Source organism: Kribbella sp. NPDC056345, assembly GCF_042262745.1.
In the GTDB taxonomy this organism is placed as follows: domain Bacteria; phylum Actinomycetota; class Actinomycetes; order Propionibacteriales; family Kribbellaceae; genus Kribbella.
Map to the genome: position 1 here is coordinate 319,939 of NZ_JBHJQQ010000002.1, position 21,932 is coordinate 341,870.

Sequence of the window (21,932 nt, forward strand, 5' to 3'; positions counted from 1 at the left end):
TGCCGTCCCGGAGCCCCGCGTGGACACGTCGGACGCGAGCATTTGTGATGGCCTGGGGGTCCGGACTGTCGGCCGCAACTGGTTGCTGGCGGCTCTCTCCGCGCAGTCGTCGAGGCCCATCCCCGTCGTGACGGGTTAGGCGGCGGGTGGGTCTTGGAGCCAGGCGCCGGCGCAGGTTTCGATCCAGGAGGCCAGGTCGGGCTGGTTGTCGAAGGTATACAAGGAGTATTCGGGGCAGCCGGCCAGTGGGCTGATGTTGTCGAAGGCGTGGTCGGGGGCGAACAGGAGTAGACGGCCGCCGTGGCGCGGGGCCAGGGTGAGGTTGCCGTTGCCCTCGATTGCGGCGACGTAGTAATCGTCGGCCTGGATGGGAATGGTCAGGCCGTCCTGTTCCCAGATCCACGAGTAGGCGTCGAGCGGCTCGGCGATCGACGTCCGTGCGGCTTCGACGGTGAGGACCTCGGTGTGGCTCAGCCACCAGGACTCGGGCTCACCGAAGCGCTCGACAATCCCTCCGCAGGCAGACCAGAACGCCTGGTGCACAGGATCGATCGCGCCAAGACTCTCCTGCGGTCGGACCGGCCTCCGCGCCAGCCAGCCGCGTCGCCGCGCCGGCGGGCCCCAGGCCAGCAACTCGTAGGCAGTATCGGACACAGTCACCGAGGTGACGGTCGCGGCGTTCAGCAGGTCGGACAGTTGCGGCAGTCCTTCAACCGCAGGACGCTCCCACCGTCGTTCGTTGCCGACAACGGCCGTATCGCCGTCCTGCAAGAACCAGCGAATCTCGTTCAGAAACCAGTCCCAGTCGCGCATGTGCACATCATCACCGGCCGGGGGACCAATTCGGTTGCCCTCAGATGCTCTGTCTGAGTGGAATGGCTGGATGGATCGTGATGTGCGCGTTGGGGTTTTGGCGCCTTTGAGTTTGCCGGGGTGGGTGGAGGCGGGGCGGCAGTTGGTTGCCGGCGCGGAGCTAGCGGCTCGCGAGTTGGGGATCGAGGTGGTGGTTCGGGATACGGGGGCTGACGCTGCGCGGGCTGTGGCGGCGGTGGATGAGTTGGTGGGGCTGGGGGTTCGGGCGCTGGCCGGGGAGTATCACAGCGTGGTGGCTCGGGCGGTGGCTGGGCGGGCTGCGGAGGTGGGGGTGCCTTATCTGTGTTCGTCGGCGGTGATTGACGAGTTGGTCGAGGGGCCGACGGATTGGGTGGCTCGGATTGCGCCGGTGCAGTCTCGGGGGTGGCGGGTGTTTGCGGAGTACCTGCTGAGCCTCGGGCACGAGCGGGTTGCCGTGGTGGCGCAGGCGAGTGTGTATTGGGCGGCCGGGGTGCGGATCCTGCGGGAGCACCTCAGCGAGGTTGTCGAGGTGAGTGCCGGCTCGGTGTGCGATGAGCTGGCGGAGAGCGGGTGTACGGCGCTCTTGCTGCTGGTGGGGACTCCGGAGCCGGCGGTGCCAATTGTTGAAGCTGTACGGGCGGATGCGCGGCTGGCCGACGTGTTGATCGGGGCTCCGGCGGGACAGCCGGAGTGGGCGGGATTGGCTGGGGTTCCGTTTTTGCGTTATCTGCCTGCGGAGCTCAGCCCGCTCGGCCGACGGCTCGAGGCGGAGTTGGGCGAAGCGCCTTCGTTTGTTGCCTTCGAGGGGTACGACGCGATCGCCGTGCTGAATGAGCTGTTCCGCATGGATGGCGACTGGGCGAATGTCGCGGTCGAGGGGAGTCGCGGGGAGATCACGTTTGCTCGCAGCCAAGGGATCTGGCAGTGGATGTGGCCGGCGATCCAGGTGGCCGAGCTGGACCCGGCGAATCCGGGGCAGGCCCGCATTTTGCATACCGGCTGAGACACCTGGGAAGAAAACTTTGCCCAAGTATTACCCGTTGTGTGGAATTTGTGGCACTAAGTGGCCGGTGGCTGGTTCAGGGCGTGACAGGGGGTGGGGTGGGTGGTCAGAATGGGCGGTCCGGTTTGGGTGTGGTGACTAGGGGGCGGTGATGGGCGCGTGGCGATGAGTGGTGCGCTGACCGCCCGGATCGCTGCTGCTATGACGGCGGCCCAGTCGGGTGGGCATGCGACGGCGGCGGCCGAGGTCGAGTTGCTGAAGGCCGAGCTGGGCGATGTGCCGAGCTATCAGTTGGCGGCCGTCGAGTATGTGCGTGGGGTGACCGCACATCATGCGAGTGACGCGGATGAGGCGTTGCGGGCGGTGGATGCGTTGCTGGCGGTCGCGAAGGCGATCGACGAGCCAGGCTGGGAAGCGAACGCGTTGCCGATCCGGATCATCAATCTGGCCCGCAGTGGGCGTGGCGGCGACACGGTCAACGATCTGGTGGCGGCCGAACATGCGCTGAGCCGGACGCGAGACCCGGGCCTGATCGCGTGGGCGCATACCGGCTTGGGTTATGCGTACGACGTTCTGCGACTTTTCGAACTGTGCATTCCGCATTACGAGCGGGCGGCGCAGCTGGAGGACGATGTGTTCGAGCTGGCGGAGTCGAACGCGATCGACCGGCTGAATCTGGCCGAGACGTATCTGCGCTGGGCGCATGAGCTCGAGCGGCTGGGAGACCCGTCGTACGGACAGGAGATTCGCGAGCGGCAGGCGTCGGCGGCGTACTGGGCGCGCGAGGCCGAGCGGGTGATCGTCGACGACGAGAGCCAGGAGTACTGGCGGCTGAGCGCGCGGCTGTGGGTGGCGGCCGCGGCGGCGGAGTCGGATCCGGCGGTTGCGGTCAAGGAGCTGAGCGAGTGCCGCGACGAGATCAGCAAGCTGGGCGAGACGGAGCGGCTGGCGATCGCGGGGGCCTATCTGGCGCGTGCCTGGGCGGCCAAGGGGGATCCGGATGAGGCTCGGGCGGCGGCTGACCGGGCGGCGGCGGATCTGATTCCGCTGGCGGATCCGTCGACGCATCTGCTGGTGATGCAGACGCGGTCGGAGCTTGCGGCGGCGCGGGACGAGCCGGGAGCCCTTGCAGGGTTGGAGTATGCGCGGTCGGTCGCGCGGGGCTGGTGGAAGGAGCGGCAGCGGGCGCTGAACGCCGTACGGCATGCGCTTACCAGCCACGATCTTTCGGCTCGGCACGATGCGGAGTGGCATGCGGCGCGGCAGGATCCGCTGACCGGTGTGGGGAATCGGCGTGCGCTCGACGAGCGGTTGACGGCGGCCCGGGATTCCGGGCGGGCGGTCACGTTGCTGGCCATCGATGTCGACGACCTGAAGGTCGTCAACGACACTCACGGGCACGCCTGCGGAGACCAGTTGCTGCAGGTTGTTGCCAATCTCCTGGTAGAACAGGCTCGAGCGACTGATGCCGTGGTTCGATCGGGAGGCGACGAGTTCTTCGTCGTACTGGATCAGCCGGATGCCAAAGGTGGCGCCCAGCTGGCGATGCGGATCCGGATCGCGGTCGCGGCAATCGCGGCAACGGCGGACCAGCCGTGGTTGCGGCAGCTGGGACTCAGTATCGGGTACGCCGCAACGGCGGAAGGTGTCGGTGTGGACCACCTGGTGGCCACCGCCGACCGGCGGTTGTACGACGACAAGCGCCGGCACAAAGTGAGGCAGTGAAGGAGATTCGGTGCGCGAGACGTCGGGGGTGACGGCGCGGATCGCGGCGGCGATGACCCGGGCACAGTCCGGGAACCCGGCGGAGGCCGGGCAGGAAATCAATCGCTTGCTCGTGGAGCTCGGGTCCGAGCCCAGTCACGAGCGTGCCGCCGCGGAGTACGTGCGGGCGGTTGCCGCGCATCACGCGACCGATGCGGTCGAGGCGCTGGACGCGGTCGACGGCTGTATCCGGGTGGCCCGGGCGATCGACGAACCAGGCTGGGAAGCGAATGCGATCGCGATCCGGATCGTGACGCTGATCCGGACCGGTGAAGGCGGTGACTCGGTCGCAGACCTGGTTGCGGCCGAGAACGCGCTCTCGCGGACCCGCGATCTCGGGCTGGCAGGCTGGGCGCACACCGGGCTCGGCTACGCCTACGACTTGCTCCGGTTGTACGAGCTCTGCATTCCGCACTTCGAGCTGGCCGCCGACGGCGATCACGTCCCGCTCGGGCTGGCCGAGGCGCCGGCGATCAACCGGCTGAATCTGGCGGAGTCCAACCTGCGCTGGGCGCACGAGCTCGAGCGGCTGGGCGACACGTCGTACGACGAAGAGATCCGGGTACGGCGGCAGGCTGCGCATCACTGGGCGGGTGAGGCGGTCGATGTGATCGTCGGTGCGGACCTGCTCGGCTACTGGCCGATCGCCGGGCGGATGTGGCTGGCCGCCAGTGACGACCTGACGGATGCGAGTGAGGCCGCGGTCATCCTCAAGGACTGCCGGGACCAGCTGGCCAAGCTGGGTGATCTGGAGCTGGCTGCGATCGCGGGCACGTACCTCGCTCGCTCGTACGCCGTGAGTGGGCGACTCGACGACGCTCTGGAGGCCGCACAGCGGGCAGGGAGCGATCTGCCGCCGACATCTGATCCGCCAGTGGAGGCCCTGGTTCGTCACACCGCCGTACAGATCGCTGCGGAGGCAGGCGATTCCGGAGCGGTGTCAGGACTGCAGTACGCACGGGCGATCTCCAGAGGCTGGTGGGCCGAGCGGCTGCGCGGTCTGTACGCCGTACGGACCGCACTGGCCAACCATGAGCTCTCGATCAGGCATGACGCGGAGTGGCGAGCCGCGCGGGAGGATCCGCTCACCGGAGTGGGTAATCGGCGTGCACTGGACGAGCGCATGTCTGTTGCGCACGACGCTGGGCGGTCGATTGCGGTGCTGGCGATCGACGTGGACAACCTGAAGATCATCAACGACAGCTACGGACATGCGTGCGGTGACGAGGTACTGCGTCGCGTCGGGCACCTGCTGCGCGAGCAGAGCCGCGCGGAGGACGTGGTGGCTCGGGCGGGCGGTGACGAGTTCGTCGTCGTACTGGACAACCCGGACGAGCGCGGTGCGCGGGAGCTGGTGGATCGGATCAAGGCGGCTGCGGAGCGGGTGGCTGCGGTGGCGGTGGAGCCGTGGTTCGCCATGCTGCGGCTCAGTATCGGGCAGGCGACCAGCACGGACGGTACGCCGGTCAACGAGCTGATGGCCGTTGCGGATCAACGCATGTACGCCGAGAAGCGGCGCCGGCGTACTCAGTAGTCGAGGAAGCCCTCAATCAGTAGAAGGCGGATCTGCGGCAGGTACTCGGTCAGTACGTCGACCAGCTGCCGGTCCAGGAGGTCAGCCAGCGCAGCCAGGATCTGGCCGACACTCAGCTCGCCGTCACACGCACCGACGAAGCCGGCCATGACTGTGTCCACCTGCTCGGCCCGCCGCATACCGCGCTGACGCCGCAGCACGATCGTGGCCGGGTCCTCGGCGCCTGGCTGCCCGGTCGTCTCCTGGATCACGTCGTCGGCGACAACCAGGTGCAGACCGGTCAGGTCGGCCGGAAGCCCTTCCTTGCGTTCGAAACGCCGCAGTACGTGCGGTCCGATCGGACGCTCGATCTCGTAGGGCCACTCCTCGGCATCGAGCGTGCCAGCCACGTTGTGCAGGCTGATCCAGCCCATACCGATCGCCTCGACCTGCTGATCCTCCAGCCAGCGCATCCACTCGTCGTACCGGCTCTGGTACGCCGGTGTGCCGTGCAGACCGGCGTCCCGCAGCCACAGCTCGACGTACTCGGAGGGGTCGAGCTGCTCGCGCTGCACGGCCCAGGCGGAGCGGTCGCCGGTCCAGGTGGCGAGGCGGTCGCGCCAGTCCTGTCCACGGACACAGGTCCAGTTGGCGAGCAGTTGGCACCAGCCACCGTCGGTCAGGTGCTGTGGGGCCTGCTGCACGAGCTGCTGGACGAGGCTGTCGCCAGCGAAGGAGGTCTCGCGGTAGGTGAGCTGTGAGTCCGGTGGGGAGATCACGTATGGCGGGTTGCTGATGATGAGGTCGAACCGTTCGCCGGCGACCGGTTCGAAGAGGCTGCCGGTGCGGACGTCGAGGTCGATGCGGTTGAGCGCCGCGGTTGCTTTGGCGAGGTCGAGGGCGCGCGGGTTGACGTCGGTCGCGACGATCTGGGTGACGCGGTTGGCCAGGTGGAGTGACTGGATGCCGCAGCCGGTGCCGATGTCGAGGGCACGCTCAGCCTTGATCGGGACGGTCAGGTGGACGAGGCTCAGGCTGGCCGGGGCGATGCCGAGCACGTAGTCGTCGCGCATGGGCTCCCGGCGGCCGTCGAGACCGGGGGTGAGGTCGGCGATGACCCACCACTGCTGGTCGTCCTCCGCGAACGGCCGGATGTCGACCGCTGCTCGTTCGTCGGAGACAACGCCCAGCTTGGCTAGGTCGATTCGTGGGAATGCCTTGTCCACAAGCTCTTTCGGTACTTCTTGCTGGAGGAGAAATAGCCGGATCATCGTGTCCAGGGCGTCGCCACTGCCAGTACGCCGTACTGCCAGTGTCGTCTCGTTCCGCGCGAGGGCCGCGTTCGCCTGCTTGCCGAGCCGGTTGGCAACACCCTCAACCGTGTATCCCGCGGCCGCGAACGCCTCTCGCAGCCCTTCCACAACATTCCCCGTCAGCTCCACCCCCGCATCCTCCCATCCGCCCTGCAGATGCGGCCGGGAGCGTGGGTGCCGGGTGCTCGCCGCTGCGGCCGTCTGTTGGGGACGCAAGCCCGTTTCCTGTGGCTGAGGCGGTCTGTGGCTGAGGCGGGGTGGGGAGGAGGTGGGGTGGGGAGGAGGTCGCATGACGCTCCTCCCCACGTCTTTTGCTACGGGGTGCAGCTCACCTTGGCTTCGGCCCAGTCGGCGTGGTCGCTGGTTACGCCGTCGCCGCCGTCGGTTACTTGGAGGGTGAGGGTTTGGGCGCCGGTGACGTCTACTGAGACGTTGGCGGTGGGGGAGGTGCCGGTGAGGAGGTCTGAGGTGTGTTTGGCTACTCCGTCGGTGAGGACTTTGAAGGAGACTTTGCCTCGGTCTTCCATTTCGTCGTCGATGCCTACTTTGGCGGTGAAGGTTTGGCAGTTGCCGCCTAGGCGGACGCTGACCAGGGAGGGGGCGTGGGTGCCCAGGCCCTTGGTGTACGTCGTTCCGTTCAGGGTCAGGGTGGCTCCGTCCCCTGGGGCGTCTTCGCCGTTGCTGCGGTCGCGTTCGACTGGGCCCCAGCCGTTGGTGGCGTCGAGGAACTCGAGGTCGCTGACCCATTGCTCGCCGCGCGGGGCCGGTGGCAACGGTTTGTTCGCGATGGTGGCTGCGAAGAAGCCGAGTCCGCCGCCGGGTAGTTTGATCGCCTGCACGGTTTTGCCGGCGTCGAGTGGTACGGCGGTGTAGAAGACCCGGTAGTCCGTGGTGGTGTTCGCCAATCCGGCGGGGGTGTAGCGGCCCTTCGTCGAGACTGCGAGTTTCGCGCCGCCGGTGGTTGGGTCCTGGCAACACCAGTTGGGTAGCTGGAAGGTCCCCTTGGACTGCGTGCCGTCGGTGTAGAGGATCGTCACCGCGCCACGAGCGTTCAGACTCGCCCCAGCACCGAGCAGCGCCAGATGCGAACCAGTGCCGGACACCAGGATCGGTGCCGACTGGTTCTTCACCAGGTTGGGCGTACCAGGAGCTCCGGTCGGCCAGGTGAACTGCGCATCCTGAACCGTGACGGTCGCTCCCGGTTTGTACCCGGCCGCGGCCAGCGCCTCCCCGTTGAAGCTGTTACCCGACCCATCGAAGTTGCCCTTGGCAAACGTCGTTGCGTCGCTGATTCCGACCGTGTTCGCAGCCTGTGACAGCGACCCGTACGGCAGCTGTGCAGTAGCAACAGCGGACCGGGAATAACTCTTGCCCTGAGCAACATACGAAGCAGTGAGTGACAACGTGAAGCTCGCAGGCTGTACGTCGGCACCCGGAGTGACCTGGAGCTTCGTGGTCACCGTCTGCCCCGCACTGACAGCTGCGAACGTCGTAGCACCAGCAGAGGTCCACCCAGCCGGCAGCTGCAGATCCAGCTTCACGTTGCGCACAGTCGAACCGGTGTCGTTGCGGAAGCTGGCCGTCACCTCAGTGGCCTGGCCGGGAGCGTTCCACAGCGAGGGGCTCCCCAACTCGGCGGTACCAAAGGTGTTGGCGACGTCCGGACCACCAACCGACGAGGTGCCGAGCAGGCGGACCGTGGAGGTCCGCGAGGTGGAGACAGCGGCCGTCTGCACGGTCACCACGCCGTCCTGGTAGCTCCACTTGCTCGGACGCCCGTCGATCAGTACGGCGTTCGGCGCCGAGCCCGTGTGCACAGTCAGCTCGTACGGGCGGGAAGCCGGCTTACCGGCGTACGAGCCGTTGAGCGTACCGATCTGGACCGTGACATCACCGCGGCCATCCTGAGGCGCGTCGACAGCGAAGGTCTGCTGTGCGGAGTTCCGGGAGCGAGTCACCCGGTCGTCCTCGAACAGCTTGAACGACGACTTCCCCTGCGGGTAGATGTCCACCGTGAGGCGGTCACCGAAGCCCTGCTCGGCAGCCGCGTTGATCCCCGGCTTCCACATCGGTACGACGGCGCCCGCCTTCACGAACAGCGGCAGCGTGTCGAGTGCGGCGTGGTACCCGTTGACCGTCGTCGGCCCCTGGTAGACCCGCCCGCTCCAGTAGTCGACCCAGCGTCCCTCGGGCAGGTAGATGCCGCTCTTCACCTCGTCCGCACCCCACATCGGTGCGACCAGGAACTCTTTACCAGCAAGGAACTCGTACTTCGTGGTGTCGTCCCACGTCTTCGGGTCGTTCGGGTACTCCAGCACCAGCGACCGGTTCAGCGGTGCACCGGTCCGGTGCGCCTCAGCGGCGTACGTGTAGAAGTACGGCAGCAGACGCTCACGCAGCTTGAGGTACTTGCGGTTGATATCCGTGTACGGCGCTCCGTACGCCCACGGCTGCTTGATCGCCGGCGTGGCCCAGCCGGACATCGTCATGAAGGCCGGGTTGAACACCTTCCACTGCATGTCACGCACGTACGACGTGGCCGAGCCGCCGAAGATGCCGTCCACGTCACCAGCGCTGTAAGCGATGCCGGAGTTGCCGGAACCGGCGATGGCCGGGATCTGCCACTTGATCGCATCCAGCGAGCCGCTGTGGTCACCGGTCCACTGCACTGCACACCGCTGCGCGCCGGCCCAGCCCTCAACCATCCAGGCGTAACCACGTGCGTTGCTGTGCTGCTCAATTCCGTCATGTGCGGTGTCACAGGCGCTCAGTGCGTGCCGGTAGCCCGGACCGACCCAGGCGACGTCCAGCTTGCGTACGCGCACCCCTGCCTCGCCGACCTCGGCCGGCTGGCGGTCGAGCGACGACTGCGTCCACAAGCCCATCTCGATGTTCCGCTTGCGCAGCTCCTCGCCGGTCTGCTTGAGCGGTGGGATATCGCGCTTACCCCAGTAGGTGCCGTCGACCTTCTCGAACTCGGTGTTGTCGGAGTAGCCGCAGCCGTAGTCGTCGTTGACGAGCATCCAGCCGCCGGGCATGTCCTCGTCCCGGAACCGCTGTGCGACCTTCACCGCGTCCAGAGTGGTGACCTTGTCCGGGTGCACCTTCCAGTCGTTGCTCGGGTCCGGGTCCTTCGCGTAGTGACCGCGGTTGTAGCAGTCGGAGTCGCCGTACTCGAGCCCGTAGATCGGCGGCATGAACGGCCGGCCGGTGAGCTCGGTGTAGCGGTCCAGCGAGGTCTTGAGGTCGCCGATGAAGTAGTACGCGTCAAAGCGCTTCTCGTCGTGCGTCACCGCGACCGGGCTGCCGAAGCTGTAGCTGCCCGGACTGAACGTGTTCCGGAGTACGCCGTACCCCGCGGTGCTCATGTAGTACGGCGACGCGTTCGGGTTGCCGCCGTCCTCCCAGTTGAAGTCCCGGGAGATCTTGATGGTCTCGTCGCGGTGCGAGAAGCGGCCGTTCTGCATGCCGCCGCCGAAGAACTGCTCGTTCGCACCCCGGGCCAGTGACTGGGTGGTGGACGTGTCGGTCCAGGACAGCGGTGCGGCCTCGGCCCAGACCAGCCGGTCGTTGCGGTAGACGCTGAACTTCAGCGGCTTCTTCTGGGCCCGGACCTCGATCTTGCCGGTCGTCAGCGCGTAGTACTGCCCACGGTCGCGCCACGAGGTCTTCGGGCTGCTGTAGTCGGTCTTGGTAACGATGGTCGATGCCGGGTCGTCCGGGTTCTCCGGTGGCGTACTCGCGGGGTCGGTGAAGGTTCCGTCCGGTGCCAGCCACAGCCGGAACACGTCGTCCTTCAGGAATACGACCCGCACCTTGGCCTGACCGGCACTGAGCGTGTACGTCGCTCTGTCGGCTGAGGTCCCAGGAGTGAACCCGGTGAGGTCACCGAGCGTAGTGCCGACGGCCTGCGCCGGGGCGGTCGTGCTCACGAGAGCGCCCGCGAGGAGCGCTATGGCGACTACTGAACGTTTCATGCGAACAAAGATGCTCACAAGGCCTCACTTCACGCATCAATGAACAAGTTGCGCTCATTGAAGCTCACCGCGCGCAAGTTGTCATCAGGTCGGCCGTCATGAAGTTGAGACGAGGTCTCCATCACAGAGTGAAAACCGACGGTGACGATGAGTCGCATGGTGAACTTCGGTCACAGCAGTCACATCCGTCACACCCCCAGGTACGCGGTGGGCCGACGGGGGCTGCTCGCGGGCGGGCTCGCCGCCGGACTCGGGCTCACCGTCCCGGCAGTCGCGCACGCTGCGCCACTCGACCCGGAGCGCGGCGTACAGGCGCAGGGCGATCCCAACTTCCACCCGGTGAAGTTCCGCCTCCCGGAGCCGACCGGCCGGAAGCGGCTGGGGACGACCTCGCTGCACCTGATCGACGACAAGCGGCCGGATCCGACCATGCCCAGCGGCAAGCGCGAGCTGATGATCAGCCTCTGGTACCCGTCGACAATGATGGGTGAAGACGATCCCCTGGCGATGTACATGCCGAAGCGGACCGCGACCGAGGTCGACGAGAACTGGACCGGTGAATACGGGCTGGCCCTGCCGACCGGGACGTTCGACTTCGCGAACACCCAGACTCACAGCCGCCTGAATGCGCCGATGCAGAGGATGCGGCACCCGGTCCTGCTGTTCTCACCCGGCTACCAGTACAGCCGGTTCGTGAACACTGCGCTGGCCGAGGACCTAGCCGGTCGTGGGTACGTCGTGGTCGCGATGGACCACACCCACGAGACACCGACCGAGTTCCCGGGCGGACGGTTCCTGCCCGGCGTACCGGCCACGCAGCTCCCCGATCCGCTCTTCACCCGCCAGTACGTCGAGACCCGGGTCGCCGACGCGCGGTTCGTCCTCGACCAGCTCACGGAACTCGCGGCCGGCCGCAACCCGGCTGCCGAGGGAACCGAGCTTCCGTCCGGTCTCGGTATCGGCCTGGATGTGCGCCGGGTCGGCATGTTCGGCGTCGGTCTCGGCGGGTACGCGACCGCCGTCACGATGCGCGCGGACAAGCGGATCCTGACCGGTCTGAACCTGGACGGCACTCTCCAGGACGACCGGCGCAAGGGCCCGCCGGCCGAGGTTGCGTTGAAGGGGACCAAGCAGCCGCTACTGCTGTTCGGCTCGGACGAGACCCAGTTCACCGATCCGAAGAAGGACCACTTCGACCTGTCCTGGGCGACGTTCTGGAAGGTCCAGAAGGGCGGCAAGCTCAACCTGAACCTGGCCGGCGCCAAGCAGAAGGCGTTCACCGACTACCAGCTCGTCTTCGACCAGGTCTTCCGGGAGATCTACGGCGACGACCCGATCATCACGTCGGTGATGACCGCGCTGGTCGGCAAGGTCGACCCGGCCCAGAGCGTGCGGGCACAACGCAGGTACCTCGCGGCGTACTTCGACACCACTCTGCGCCGGCGACCGGACCAGCTGCTGACCCAGAACTCACCGGAGTTCCCGGAAGTGCACATTCGCTGGTGAAACCTACGACCGTGGCGTGAACGCGGTTCCAGCTGCGGTCTGATTCGCGGGCGCCCAGTCACGGGTTGGCTGGTCCCATGATCAGTCGACGCCTGTTTATCGGTGCCATGGGCGCCGTAGCCATCCCAGCTAGTAAGACAAGTACGCCGTACCGCGTGGAGCTGCCCGCGCCGACCGGGCCGCACGCCATCGGCAGCAAAGAGCTGCACCTGGTGGACCATGGCCGCCCAGACCCGTGGCGGTCCGGTCCCCGCGAGCTGATGGTGAGCCTCTGGTTCCCGACGCTCCCCCTGCCCGGTCCCAGGACGCCGTACGCCGGTAGTGCGGTCGCGCCCGCGCTGGCGGCCGAGATGGCCGGCTACCTGAAGCTGAGTGGTGACACCGTTGACCTGGCCGGCAGTACGACGCATGCGCGCCGGAATGCGCCAGTGGATCGCGCCAGGCGAGTTGTGATGTATTCGCCGGGGTCGGGTGCGTCACGTGTCATCGGGACGAACCAGGCCGAGGAGCTCGCCAGCCACGGCTATCTGGTCGTCACCGTCGACCACACCGGAGAGGCGCCGGTCGAGTTCCCCGGCGGGCGGGTGGTGATGCCGTGTATACCCTGGGAGGACCCGGTGGCGGTTCGGACGGCGACAGACACGCGGGTTGCCGACGTCCGATTCGTCCTGGATCGGCTGCGGGTGCGTCGGGCCGGAATGTTCGGGTACTCGATGGGTGGCGCAGCGGCCGCTTCGGCGATGCTGGTCGATCGGCGGATCCGGGCCGGCGTCAATCTCGACGGTGGCATGTACGACGGTGATCAGCCGAGCGAGGTGGCCCGCAAGGGACTCGACCGGCCGTTCCTTTTGTTCGGGGCCGGCGGGCATTCCCGGGCCACCGATCCGAGCTGGGAAGCCTTCTGGAAGGCGCAGCGTTCCTGGAAGCGGGAGGTGCTGCTGCCGGACGGTGGGCACGGGTCGCCGGGTGACTATCAGTTCACACTCGCAGGCCTTGCCCGGCTGTACGGCGTACCCTCGGTTGACTTGGAGCCGCTGGTCGGGACGGTCGATCCGGTGGTTGCGGTGGCTCGGGTGCGACGCGCGGTAAGAGGGGTTTTCGGATACTTTCTGAAACCCTGAGAGGGGTGTCCGGCGGCGGACCGGTTACGGTGCGTGGACAAACACGGGAAGAAATAGGTTGTCGACGGCCGTACTGTGTCCTCGAACGGACCGGCACGGGGGAACACAACGGGTGCGAGAGGAGCACGGTGGCAGGGGCAACAGGGACCAAAGCCGCGGCGGCGGGATCGTCGTCGGGCGGTGGACGACGTCTGGTGATCGTCGAGTCGCCGAAGAAGGCGCGGATGATCGCGGGCTTCCTGGGTGCCGGATACGTGGTGGAGTCGAGCTTCGGCCACATCCGGGACCTGCCGAAGGGTGCCGACGAGATCCCGGCCAAGTACAAGGGACTGCCCTGGGCCCGGCTCGGCGTGAACATCGAGGACCACTTCGACCCGCTGTACGTCGTACCGGCCGACAAGAAGGCCCAGATCCGCAAGCTCAAGGATCTGCTCAAGGACGCCGACGAACTCTTCCTCGCCACCGATGAGGACCGCGAGGGCGAGGCCATCGCGTGGCACCTGCTCGACGAGCTGAAGCCGAAGGTCCCGGTCAAGCGGATGGTCTTCCACGAGATCACCCCGAAGGCGATCCAGGATGCGGTCGGCGCGGCCCGGGACATCAACGAGTCGCTGGTCGACGCCCAGGAGGCACGCCGCATCCTGGACCGGCTGTACGGCTACGAGGTCTCGCCGGTGCTGTGGAAGAAGGTCATGCCGAAGCTGTCGGCGGGCCGCGTGCAGTCGGTCGCGATCCGGATGGTGGTCGACCGGGAGCGCGACCGGATCGCGTTCCGGACGGCGTCGTACTGGGATCTGGACGCCAAGCTCGACGCCGGCGAGGGCAAGACGCCGCGGATCTTCCCGTCCCGGCTCGTCTCGGTGGACAGCCGGCGGGTCGCCCAAGGTCGCGACTTCGCGTCGACCGGTGAGCTGAAGAGCGGCACCACGGTCCACCTGGACGAGTCGACCGCCACCGCGCTGGCCGCGGCGCTGCGGGACTCCACCTTCAAGGTCCGTTCGATCGAGTCCAAGCCGTACACGCGCAAGCCGTACGCGCCGTTCCGGACCACGACGCTGCAGCAGGAGGCCGGGCGCAAACTCAACATGTCCGCCTCGCAGACGATGCAGATCGCCCAGCGGCTCTACGAGAACGGCAACATCACCTATATGCGTACCGACAGCGTCACGCTGTCGGACACCGCGATCACCGCGGCCCGGGCGCAGGTCCGCGAGCTGTACGGCGCGTCGTACCTGCCGGACAAGCCGCGGGTCTACACGTCCAAGGTGAAGAACGCGCAAGAGGCCCACGAGGCGATCCGGCCGGCCGGTGAGAACTTCCAGACCCCGGCCCAGACGGGTCTGTCGGGCGCGGAGTACCGGCTGTACGAGCTGATCTGGATGCGCACGATCGCGTCCCAGATGAAGGACGCGGCCGGGAACAGCGTCTCGATCAAGATCGACGCCAAGGCCTCGACCGGGGAGAACTGCGAGTTCACCTCGTCCGGCCGGGTGATCACCTTCCACGGCTTCCTGAAGGCGTACGTCGAGGGCGCGGACGACCCGTCCGCCGAGACCGACGACCGGGAGACGCAGATCCCGGACGTGTCCGAGGGCGACCTGCTCCCGGCCACCGAAGTACTGGCTTCCGGTCACGAGACGAAGCCGCCGGCCCGCTTCACCGAGGCCACGCTGATCGCGCAGCTGGAAGAGCGCGAGATCGGCCGGCCGTCGACGTACGCGTCGATCCTGGGCACGATCCAGGCCCGGGGGTACGTGTACAAGAAGGGTACGGCGCTGGTGCCGGCCTGGCTGGCGTTCGCGGTGGTGCGGTTGCTCGAGCAGCACTTCACCCGGCTGGTCGACTACACCTTCACCGCGTCGATGGAGGACATCCTCGATGAAGTTGCCGCTGGCAACCTTCAGCGCGAGGGCGTGCTCGGTGGTTTCTACTTCGGCGACGGCGACACCGAGGGGCTGCAGTCGATGGTCACCGATCTCGGTGACATCGACGCCCGCGAGATGTCGACGTTCCCGGTCGGCGGTGACGACAGTGGTGTGGTCGTCCGGGTCGGGCGCTACGGGCCGTACGTCGAGGACAAGGACGAGCGGCGCGCGAACGTGCCGGAGGACCTGCCGCCGGACGAGCTGACCGTGGAGAAGGCCCAGGAGCTGCTGGAGCAGCCGTCCGGGGTCGAGCACGAGCTCGGCAACGCGCCGGACACCGGGCTGAAGGTGGTCGCCAAGGCGGGCCGCTTCGGGCCGTACGTGACCGAGGTGCTGCCGGAGGACGCGCCGAAGGGCGCCAAGCCGCGGACCGGGTCGTTGCTGAAGTCGATGCAGCTGGACAGCATCGGGCTCGACGACGCGATGAAGCTGCTGTCGCTGCCGCGGGTGGTCGGCAAGGACCCGGAGAGCGGTGACGAGATCACCGCGCAGAACGGGCGCTACGGGCCGTACCTGAAGAAGGGCACGGACTCGCGGTCGCTCACCTCCGAGGACCAGATGTTCGAGATCACCCTCGAGGAAGCGCTGAAGATCTACTCCGAGCCGAAGCAGCGTGGCCGGCGGGCTGCCGCGCCACCGCTGAAGGAGCTCGGCGAGGACCCGGAGTCCGGTCAGCCGGTCGTGGTGAAGGAGGGCCGCTTCGGTCCGTACGTCACCGACGGGGAGACCAACGCGACGCTGCGCAAGGACGACTCGGTCGAGACGATCTCGCTGCTCCGCGCCGCCGAGCTGCTGGCCGACAAGCGGGCCCGTGGACCGGTGAAGAAGAAGGCACCCGCGAAGAAGGCACCGGCCAAGAAGACGGCCGCGAAGAAGACCGCAGCGAAGAAGACCGCAGCGAAGAAGACCGCCGCCAAGAAGACGGCAGCCAAGAAGGCCCCGGCGAAGAAGACCGCGGCCAAGAAGACGGCCGCGAAGAAGTCCTAAGAGGGGACGCCCATGACCAGTGCAGTCGAGGTCAGTGCGCAGCGGTTGCGGGATCGGGGTGAGCGGGTGACCCCGGCCCGGTTGGCGGTCGTCGAGGTGCTCGCCGGGACCGAGGAGCACCTGAGCGCCGAGCAGATCGGCGAGCGGGCCGAGGCGTTGCGGCCCGGGATCCACCGGGCCACGGTCTACCGGGCGCTGGATGCGCTCGGCGAGTTCGGGCTCGTCACGCATGTCCACCTCGGCCGGGCCGGGACGACGTACCACCTGGCCGGTGACCTGGCCCCGCGGCACCTGCACCTGCGCTGTTCGGAGTGCGGGACCGTGTACGACGCTCCGGGCGACATCCTGGAGTCCGCCCGGAAGAAGGTTCTCCGGGAGCTCGGATTCCACCTCGCGCCGGAGCAGGTCGCGCTCGTCGGCACCTGCAAGGAGTGCCGACCGTAATACGCCCTGTCCATATTTGTTGACGAGTGTGGATTTGTGCGCAGGTCTGGGCTTAGGCTCCTGACCTGTGACCTATGTCGAGGACTTTGCCCCCGGTGCGAACGTGCTGCCGCCGCGCGCCTGGCTGGATGACGACGCCGCGCGCGTCGCGCTGAGCGGGGACTGGAGCTTCCGGCTCTCGCCGAGTGTGGCGGACGCGCCGGACGACCTGAAGGACCCGGACACCTCCGGCTGGGACACCCTCGCGGTGCCCGGGCACTGGCAGCTGAGCGGGTACGGCGCTCCGGCGTACACGAACATCGTGTATCCGTTCCCGCTCGATCCGCCGTACGTGCCGACCGACAACCCGACCGGTGACTACGTGCGGACCGTCGCGGTGCCCGCCGACTTCGCGGGTTCGCGGATCGTGCTGCGGTTCGAGGGAGTGGACTCACGGTTCGCCGTCTGGGTGAACGGGACGTTCGTCGGGTGGTCGTCGGGTTCGCGGTTGCCGAGTGAGTTCGACCTGACTTCGTTGGTGACTCCGGGGTCCGAGGCTCAGATCGCGGTCCGGGTGCATCAGTGGTCGGCCGGTTCGTACGTCGAGGACCAGGACATGTGGTGGCTGTCCGGGATCTTCCGTGAGGTCAACCTGCTGGCCCTGCGACCGGGCGCTGCTTCCGATGTCTTCGTGCACTCCTCGTACGCCGATGGTGTCGGAACGCTGCGCGTGGACGCGGACGTGGCCGGGACTGTCGACGTACCGGAGCTGGGTCTTTCGGTTCCGACCGGTGTCGCGGTGACTGCTCCCGTGGAGCCGTGGAGTGCCGAGAGCCCGCGGCTGTACGACGGCGTGCTGCGGACCGACGGTGGTGAGGTTCGGCTGCGGATCGGGTTCCGGACGGTCGCGATCGTCGACGGCGTGTTCACGGTGAACGGGAACCGGGTGCTGTTCAACGGTGTGAACCGGCATGAGTTCCACCCGGACCGCGGTCGCGCGCTGACCGAGCAGGACATGCTGGACGACGTACTGATCATGAAGCGGGCCGGGATGAACTCGGTCCGGACCAGCCACTACCCGCCGCACCCGTACTTCCTGTCGCTGTGCGACGAGTACGGCCTGTACGTCGTCGACGAGTGCGATCTGGAGACGCACGGGTTCGGGTACGAGCCGCAGCCGCCGAACCTGCCGAACCCGGTGATGGACCCGCGCTGGCGTGACGACCTGGTCACCCGGATGCAGCGGATGGTCCAGCGCGACAAGAACCACCCGTCGATCGTGATCTGGTCGCTCGGCAACGAGTGCGGGATGGGCGAGAACCTCAAGGCGATGTACGACGCGGCGAAGGCGATCGACCCGTCGCGGCCGGTGCACTACGAGCGGGACACCGAGGCCGAGTTCGTCGACATCTACTCGCGGATGTACACCGACCCGGCCGGCTGTGCGGAGATCGGTGCGGACACCTCGAAGTACCGGAATCTGCCGTTCATCCTGTGTGAGTACGGGCACGCGATGGGCAACGGGCCGGGCGGGCTGCTCGACTACCGCGAGGTGTTCGAGAAGTACCCGCGCTGCCAGGGTGGGTTCATCTGGGAGTTCATCGACCACGGCCTGCGGACGACGATCGACGGGCGCGAGGTCTACGCGTACGGCGGCGACTTCGGCGAGCCGATCCACGACGGCAACTTCGTCTGCGACGGCCTGCTGTTCCCCGACCGGACACCGTCCCCCGGCATGCTCGAGTTCAGCAAGGTGATCGAGCCGCTCCGCATCGTTGCCGACGGCAACGGTGGCGTCACGGTCACCAACCACTACGAGGTCCTCGACACCTCCCACCTGACCTTCCGTGTCGCGGTCGAGGTCGAAGGTGAGCAGGTTTCCTCGGAGGTGCTCGCGGTCCCGGCGATCGCACCCGGCGAGACCGTGTCGCTCGACCTCCCGTCCTTCGACGTCTCCCAGCCCGAGACGTGGTTGACGGTGTCGGCCGAGCTCGCGGAGTCGACGTCCTGGGCGGATGCCGGTCACCGCATCGCCTGGGGCCAGGTCCGGCTCGACGAGCCGGTGGCTGCCGTTCCTGCTGGCGGTTCGCCTGCAGAGGTGAGCGCCGGCGTACAGGGCATCAGCTTCGGTACGGTCTCCAACGCTCGGCTCGAGGTGTGGCGGGCGCCGATCGACAACGACGTGCAGCCTGGGGTTGCCGACGCTTGGCGCGAGGAAGGGCTGCACCGCGTACAGCACCGGGTCGTGTCGGCCGGCGAGCGCGATGGTGCGTGGGAGGTCGTCACCCGTACGGCGCCGCCCGCACTGCAATGGGGTTTGCGCAGCACCTGGCGTTTTGTTGCCGTCGAAGGTGGCGTGCAGCTCGAGCTGACCGTCGTACCGGAAGGTCAGTTCCCGGAGGTGCTGCCGCGATTGGGCATCACCTTCGAGGTACCGAAGGTCGACCGCGTCGAGTGGTTCGGCACCGGCCCGAACGAGGCGTACGTCGACACCCGCGAAGCCGCCGCCGTCGGCAAGTACACCTCCACGGTCGCCGACCTCCAGACGCCGTACGTCCGCCCCCAGGAGAACGGCCACCGCATCGACACCCGCTGGGCCACCCTCGACACCCTCCGAATCGAAGCCATAGGCACCCTCTTCGGCCTCACCGCCCGCGACTGGACCACCCAGGACCTGGAGTCGGCCACCCACACCGCCGACCTCACCCCCCGCGACGCCACCTTCGTCACCCTCGACATCGCCCAAACCGGCGTAGGCACCGCCGCCTGCGGCCCAGCCCTCCCCGACCGAGACAAACTACACACCGCCCCAGCCACCCTGGCACTCCGCTTCACCCAGTAGGACCGTGCAGAGCGACTGGTAATAGGAGTGCCGCAACCGCCCGCCTGAGGCTTGCTCAGGCGGGCGGCTCGCGTTGTCGGCTGCCGAATGCCGCCTATTAACAGTTCTTATGTACGCCGCGGTCAGATGGCTATTGCTGGGCGGGTGGGGATGGGGGCGGTGGTGGGGGGTTTGTAGGCGTGCCATGCGGAGGTCAGGCGGGTTACTGATTCGGTGAGGGTGGTTTCGGGGGTGTGGAAGTGGAGGCGGATGTGGTGGGGGCTGTGGCCGGTTAGGTCGAGGCCGGCGCCGGGGAGGACGGCTATGCCGTGGCGGAGGGCGGTTTGGGCGAAGGAGTTGCCGTCGCCGGTGGGGAGGCGGATCCAGAGGACTTGGCCGCCATTCACCTTGGGGTAGTGCCAGGTGGGGAGGTGTTCGGACAGGAGGGCGGTGAGGTGGGCGTGGCGGGACTGGAGGGTGGCGCCTACGTTCAACCCGTCGAGGAGGGGGACCAGGTGGGCTGCGGCCAGTTGGGCGGGGACGTTGCCGCCTAGGTCGTGGACGGCTCGGAGGCGGGCCAGGCGGGTGATGAAGGGGGACGCGGCGCGGATCCAGCCGATGCGGAGGCCGCCCCAGATGCTTTTGCTGAGTGAGCCGATCGAGATGACCGAGGACCCGTACGCCGCCAGTGCGGTCGGCCGGTCCTGGCCGGGGAAGCCGAGGTCGGCCGGGACCTCGTCCTCGATCAGCGGTACGTCGGCCGCTGCCGCGGCGCGGGCCAGGCGCTGCCGGTCCAGTCGGGGCAGCACTGCGCCGGTCGGGTTGTGGTACGTCGGAATCACGTAAGCCAAGGCCGGACGCCGCTCCCGCACTGCGGTCTCGAAGCCGTCCAGTCCCACTGGCAGTCCGCGCAGCACCGCGCCCTGCTCGCGGAACACCTCCAGCGCTCCGGGGAACGTGGGTGCTTCGGACAGCACCTGATCCCCGGGTGACACCAGTGCGTGCGCCAGCAGGGACAGCGCCTGCTGGCCACCGTTGGTCACGAGCACCTGGTCGGCCACGGTCGGTACGCCGTACTGCGTGTAGCGCGCGGCGATCGCCGTACGGAGGGACAGATGGCCGAAGGGGTAGTAGCCGATATCACCACTGATCGCAGTGAGCTCCGGGATGATCCGGGTGTAGGCCTCCGCGAGCTCCGGTGGTGGTTCACCGGGTGCTGCACAGATGGCGAGCAGTACGCCGTCGTCCCGCGTCTCCAGTGATCCCAGGAAGATCGGATCGGCCGGCGGATCCTCAGACGCGACCGGTGTCCCCGCAACACGGGTCCCACTGCCCTGGCGGCGAGTGATGCGGCCTTCTGAGCGCAGCAGGTCGTAGGCAGCGACCACGGTCGTGCGGCCGACGGCCAGTGCCTCGGCCAGCGTGCGGTCGGGCGGGAGCAGTGAGCCGGCCGGCAGTTCGCCGTCGTCGATCAGCTGGCGCATCCGGGCAGCGAGCAGCACATACAGAGGCCCTCGACCGGATGACCACCGGCCGAGACGGTCGCACAGCTCGATTGGTCTCATTGGCAAACCAATTCTGCCGGATTGGCTCTGGGGTGACCAGCCCTGGCCCGGGAGCATGGCGGATATGGCGAACTTCAGGCGCAATCCCATCCAGACCCTGTCCGACACCCACCCGCAGCACGACCTCGGTGAGAGCTTCGGCCCGGAGCTGCAGCTCGCCGACCTGCTCACACCGGAGCTCACCGAGCTGGAACTCGGCTACGGCACGAGTCAGGGTGATCCCAAGCTACGGGCCGCGATTGCTGCCGCGCATGGTGTCGAGGCCGACCAGGTGGTGGTCACGATCGGCGGGCAGCACGCGATCTTCCTGCTGACGTTCCTCGTCGCCGACAACGGCGGTCAGGTCGTCACGACCGCACCGCTGTTCCCGATGGCCCGCAACGTCTGCGATGCGGTCGGTGCGGACGTCCGGGTGATCCCACTGACCTTTGACACCGGCTACCAGTTGCAGGCGGCCGATGTCATTGCCCAGCTGACGTCTGACACCAAGCTGGTCAGTCTGGCGAGTCCCCAGAACCCCTCCGGTGTCGCCGTACCGCTCGGTGTCTTCCGCGAGATCTACCAAGCCATGGCGACCACCTGTCCCGAGGCGTACCTACTGGTCGACGACACCTACCGCACCGCCTCGTACGGCGACAATCCGATCGCAGAGTCGGCCCTGGCTCTCGGGGACAAGGTGGTGACGGTGGCGTCGCTGTCGAAGTGCCATGGGGCAGCTGGGCTGCGCACCGGGTGGGCGATCAGTACCGATGCAGACCTGGTCGAGCGCCTGGTGACTGCGAAGTTCAGCACGGTGGTGACCGGCTCACCGCTCACCGAGGCGCTGGCGGTCCGCGTCTTCGAGCTGCAGGACGAGATCCTCGCCGTACGGCGTCCTCGGCTGGCGGATGGGGTTGCGGCCACCGAGGCGTGGGTGGAGGCGAACGCCGATCTTGTCGAATGGGTCCGCCCGGATGCCGGAGCGCTGTGCTGCATCCGCCTCCGCCCGCAGATCGATCTCGCCACCTTCCGCGCGACCTGGGAGGACCTGAGCATCCGGCTGGCCGAGGGCGAGTGGTTCACCGACGAGCCGCGGGTGTTCCGCCTCGGTTTCGGCTACCCGCCGCCGGTCGAGCTGAAGGCCGCGCTGGACGTCCTGACCACCGCACTGCGCAAAGCTGTCCAACCAGCCGACTAGTCT

General features: G+C 67.6%; 13 protein-coding genes. 9 read left to right on the plus strand and 4 right to left on the minus strand.

From position 1 onward, the window contains the following. Positions 1 to 135: 135 nt before the first annotated feature. The gene (locus tag ACFCV3_RS07275) at positions 136 to 813 is read right to left on the minus strand and encodes a hypothetical protein (protein ID WP_376027065.1); all 678 of its coding nucleotides are present in this window, start codon (positions 811 to 813) and stop codon (positions 136 to 138) included. 70 nt (positions 814 to 883) lie between these two features. Between ACFCV3_RS07275 and ACFCV3_RS07280 the strand changes: the two genes are divergently transcribed. The 3 genes from ACFCV3_RS07280 to ACFCV3_RS07290 all read left to right on the plus strand — a co-directional run bounded on the left by ACFCV3_RS07280 (position 884) and on the right by ACFCV3_RS07290 (position 5,135). Beyond that, positions 884 to 1,837, plus strand: coding sequence for an ABC transporter substrate-binding protein (locus ACFCV3_RS07280; RefSeq protein ID WP_376027068.1), 954 nt, complete (start codon positions 884 to 886; stop codon positions 1,835 to 1,837). Positions 1,838 to 2,002: 165 nt separating this feature from the next. After that, positions 2,003 to 3,562 (plus strand): diguanylate cyclase domain-containing protein, encoded by a 1,560-nt coding sequence (locus ACFCV3_RS07285; RefSeq protein WP_376027070.1) that lies wholly within the window; start codon positions 2,003 to 2,005, stop codon positions 3,560 to 3,562. Between the two features lie 10 nt (positions 3,563 to 3,572). Next, positions 3,573 to 5,135 carry a diguanylate cyclase gene (locus ACFCV3_RS07290; protein WP_376027073.1) on the plus strand — a complete coding sequence of 521 codons (1,563 nt, stop codon included), beginning with the start codon at positions 3,573 to 3,575 and terminating at the stop codon, positions 5,133 to 5,135. Here the strand turns inward: ACFCV3_RS07290 and ACFCV3_RS07295 are convergent. Together ACFCV3_RS07295 and ACFCV3_RS07300 are read right to left on the minus strand one after the other, a co-directional pair. Beyond that, positions 5,129 to 6,556: a methyltransferase gene (locus ACFCV3_RS07295; RefSeq protein ID WP_376027075.1), complete on the minus strand. Its 1,428-nt coding sequence runs from the start codon at positions 6,554 to 6,556 to the stop codon at positions 5,129 to 5,131. The two genes, ACFCV3_RS07290 and ACFCV3_RS07295, sit on opposite strands and share 7 nt — an antisense overlap. A 185-nt stretch (positions 6,557 to 6,741) precedes the next feature. Continuing rightward, a complete protein-coding gene (locus tag ACFCV3_RS07300; protein ID WP_376027078.1) occupies positions 6,742 to 10,404 on the minus strand; it encodes an NPCBM/NEW2 domain-containing protein in 3,663 nt (1,220 codons plus the stop codon). Positions 10,405 to 10,560: 156 nt separating this feature from the next. Here ACFCV3_RS07300 and ACFCV3_RS07305 point away from each other — a divergent pair, with 156 nt between their 5' ends. From ACFCV3_RS07305 to ACFCV3_RS07325, 5 genes are all read left to right on the plus strand, one after another. After that, the gene (locus ACFCV3_RS07305; RefSeq protein WP_376027081.1) at positions 10,561 to 11,910 is read left to right on the plus strand and encodes an alpha/beta hydrolase family protein; all 1,350 of its coding nucleotides are present in this window, start codon (positions 10,561 to 10,563) and stop codon (positions 11,908 to 11,910) included. Between the two features lie 77 nt (positions 11,911 to 11,987). After that, complete coding sequence (locus tag ACFCV3_RS07310; protein ID WP_376027084.1) at positions 11,988 to 13,031, plus strand: hypothetical protein; 1,044 nt, start codon at positions 11,988 to 11,990, stop codon at positions 13,029 to 13,031. Positions 13,032 to 13,159: 128 nt separating this feature from the next. Next, positions 13,160 to 15,943 carry a type I DNA topoisomerase gene (topA, locus tag ACFCV3_RS07315; protein WP_376027087.1) on the plus strand — a complete coding sequence of 928 codons (2,784 nt, stop codon included), beginning with the start codon at positions 13,160 to 13,162 and terminating at the stop codon, positions 15,941 to 15,943. A gap of 12 nt (positions 15,944 to 15,955) precedes the next feature. After that, positions 15,956 to 16,387, plus strand: coding sequence for a Fur family transcriptional regulator (locus ACFCV3_RS07320; protein WP_376027089.1), 432 nt, complete (start codon positions 15,956 to 15,958; stop codon positions 16,385 to 16,387). 67 nt (positions 16,388 to 16,454) lie between these two features. Then, complete coding sequence (locus ACFCV3_RS07325) at positions 16,455 to 19,208, plus strand: glycoside hydrolase family 2 TIM barrel-domain containing protein (RefSeq protein WP_376027091.1); 2,754 nt, start codon at positions 16,455 to 16,457, stop codon at positions 19,206 to 19,208. Between the two features lie 122 nt (positions 19,209 to 19,330). Here ACFCV3_RS07325 and ACFCV3_RS07330 read toward each other — a convergent pair whose 3' ends face one another. Further along, complete coding sequence (locus ACFCV3_RS07330) at positions 19,331 to 20,689, minus strand: PLP-dependent aminotransferase family protein (RefSeq protein WP_376027094.1); 1,359 nt, start codon at positions 20,687 to 20,689, stop codon at positions 19,331 to 19,333. 127 nt (positions 20,690 to 20,816) lie between these two features. Between ACFCV3_RS07330 and ACFCV3_RS07335 the strand changes: the two genes are divergently transcribed. Further along, positions 20,817 to 21,929 carry a pyridoxal phosphate-dependent aminotransferase gene (locus ACFCV3_RS07335; RefSeq protein ID WP_376027096.1) on the plus strand — a complete coding sequence of 371 codons (1,113 nt, stop codon included), beginning with the start codon at positions 20,817 to 20,819 and terminating at the stop codon, positions 21,927 to 21,929. The last annotated feature ends 3 nt before the right edge of the window (positions 21,930 to 21,932 follow it).